General features: G+C 32.0%; 3 protein-coding genes. All 3 read left to right on the top strand.

Translation table 11 applies throughout. The features are described 5' to 3' along the window. A partial coding sequence (locus JFL43_RS20885) for a hypothetical protein (protein WP_200750544.1) occupies nucleotides 1-536 on the top strand: 536 nt, incomplete at its 5' end. Next, nucleotides 536-2,134, top strand: coding sequence for a recombinase family protein (locus JFL43_RS20890; protein ID WP_200750545.1), 1,599 nt, complete (start codon nucleotides 536-538; stop codon nucleotides 2,132-2,134). The genes JFL43_RS20885 and JFL43_RS20890, both read left to right, overlap by 1 nt. A gap of 367 nt (nucleotides 2,135-2,501) precedes the next feature. Continuing rightward, entirely contained in the window at nucleotides 2,502-2,723 is a 222-nt protein-coding gene (locus JFL43_RS20895) for a hypothetical protein (protein ID WP_200750546.1), read from the top strand. Nucleotides 2,724-2,975: the final 252 nt, after the last annotated feature.

Here is a 2,975-nt window from a genome sequence, read left to right on the forward strand (position 1 = left end):
CTTTTCGTTCAAATAACATAGGGGCACACGGATATTATGTATGTGTAAAAAATCATTCTAGAATCTTTATAGAAGCTTCTCGATACAACCAATTAATTTCAGAGCACTTTACGTATATAGTAAATAAAGTTAATGTCAAAGAAATTAAAAAGGATGTTTTTGCTTGCTTATTAGCTCGAGAGAGACAGTATAACAAACAGTTATCGTTTAAAGAGAATCAATTAAAGTCTATTCATAAAGAGATAACAGATTTACTGGGCACAAATAAAAAAAGAAAAATAAACTTATTGGTCAAGCAGTCAAAGACTATTGTGGAGAAAATAAAGCAACTTAATACAGCTTTATACCAAATAGATGAAGCTAGAAAGGGCATTAACTTCTTCGTAAAGACCGTAAATGAGCAATTTATTAGTGAATTGCACAAGTTTCAACGAGAATACTTAATTCAACTTCTATTCTCAAAAATTGAAGTGAGTTCTGATGCTATCTTCTATCATACTAATTTTGGTAATTATATTGAAGGGGATAAAATGTAATGAGTATCGGACATAAGTTTGCTTATTATGAAAATGACGTCTATGTAATTACCGAAGAAGAAAGACCTGATTCAACACCGATCAGCTTACCGTGGAATATATACAAGGACAATGTACAGCTTGCTGCTGGTTACATTCGTTGGTCTGATGAGAAACAAAATTCAGGTCATTCTCATTCAATTCAAGAAAGAGCAATCATATTAAAAGCACAATCTTTGGGATTTCAAGGTGTCGTAATATTTGTAGAGGCTGCTAAGTCTGCATATCATTACTCTGTAGATAAACGTAAAAAAATGAGTGAATTAAAGGAATTCATTTTAAGTAATTCAAATGCAAACTCAGTTATTTTTTATGATGAATCTCGAGTAACCAGAGATATTACGGATTTCTATAAAAATATTATAGTACCTTTAAGAGAAAAAAACTCTCAATTAAAACTATTTTCAACTCAACATGATGGAGAGTGGAATGAAAATGACCCTTTAGTTCAAATGAAATTAGCAATGGATCACGATGAGTCAGTTAAAAAGGCTAGTAGAGTTCGTGAGACCCAAAAAAATATTTTTGATAATAATAGGAGACCCCCAGCTAGTAATCCGTATGGCTACTCTCAAGCAAATGATGAAGTAGATGACTTACTACCAGATGAAAATGCAGGTATAGTTAAGCTTATATTTTACTTGTACAGCTTTGGACATAGTGATGGGAAAATTGCAGAATTACTTGAATTATCACAAATACCTTCTCCAGCAGGATATGGCAATTGGTCAGATTCTACGGTCAGATATATTTTAAACAATCTATGGTACATTGGGAATTTAGCGTGGGATTCGAGGATGAGTTTCTCCAATAGTAAGAAAAAATCTATAGAAGAATTTCGTATACTTCCTAATCATCATCCAGCTTTAATTGAAATGGGGCTATGGGAAACTACACAATTCTTTAGAAACTTAAAGTCTAAAAGGAATCGAATGGATAGTCCGTTTATATTAAAGAACCTTGTTTCTTGCAAGGAGTGCGGAGAGAAACTGGAGACAAAAAATCAGACATCAGCAAAATCAAAAACAGATGGATCAATTTACTTTTGTCCAAAATGTAAATGTAAACTTAAAAAAGATGTATTGAATCAGATTGTCATACAAGATTTTGCGGATAGATGGGGTAGGGAAATAAAGTTATATCTTCAAAGATTAAAAAATGAAATGACTGATTGGAAGAGAGTCTGTAGAAGAAAAGTTTCGAATTTGACAGCAGACACTGAAAAATTGCGTTTTACTATAAGTACTTTAAATCCAACTGATGAAAATTACACTGAAATCCTAGAGATTACTCAGTTACAGCTAAAGTTCATGGAGAAGGATAAAATACTTTATATAAATACCCAAGAAAAAATTGAGCTTCTTTTAATGGAAGGTGTAACTATAGAATTAGTAGACCGATTTAAACAGGATATTCACTCATATAGCAATGTTGAAAAGCGGTCGATTTTACTTCTATCTGTAAAAGCAATTTCTTATGACTTTAAGCGAGATGATTTCGAAATAGAATATCGCCTCACCCCTTATGTAGAAATTGAAACAGAAATGCAATTAAATTAATAATAAAACCAAGAAAACCTGTTGTATAAATGTACAACAGGTTTTTCTTCCCCTTGTTTAACTGCTTACATTACCGAAATAATAGCATCAGTACTGCTTGCATTGCCGAAATAATTTACCATCTTCTGATTTAAACAAAATAAAATCACTGAAAAACCCTTGATATCAATGCTCTTTCAGTGATTCTTTACGGTAATAAGCTTTTCTAGGGATTCCTAGATAAGCTTATTACAGAAGTGATTATTTTGCTGCTGCTCACATTACCGAAATGAATTGTTTAATTAAAAAAGTTGATATTAGATGGGTTTTTAGGATTTTTCTTCAATAGTTTACGTAAATGATTTATTCAACAAATGGAGAAAGTTTATTGAATAAGCAAAGTGAAATTTCAGGTCATTTAATTCAAAAAAATGGAAGGGTAATAATATTCGAGGAAGAAAGAGCTAGATTAAAAGGATATCTAGTTCTTGAAATGTTGGGAGAAGGAGAAAAGAAGTGCTTGAAGCTGAGTACAATGTCACATAATGAGACGATATCAATGTGGAAATTAGGCGAATACATACACCAGTCCCTTTTTAATTATCTATAAGTGCTGGAAGAACTACTCGATAGTTTAGAAGAAATATTAAAATCGGGTGAATTCAAAAAATCGTGATATGTTATTGAGTTTTTAAGTGAAGGAGCGGAAAGGAAAGCTGCAGTGGATTGGTAGGAGTATGGTGGAGATATGTGTATGAAGCAGTCGGAGATTTAAAAAAAGCAGATCAACTAGCCTTATTTAAGGCAATGAAACAAGACCTACATCCAAAAGAAGAAAATAAAATGGAAAAATTACTTCCTA

Source organism: Viridibacillus soli (genome assembly GCF_016612995.1).
Classification (GTDB): Bacteria; Bacillota; Bacilli; order Bacillales_A; family Planococcaceae; genus Viridibacillus; species Viridibacillus soli.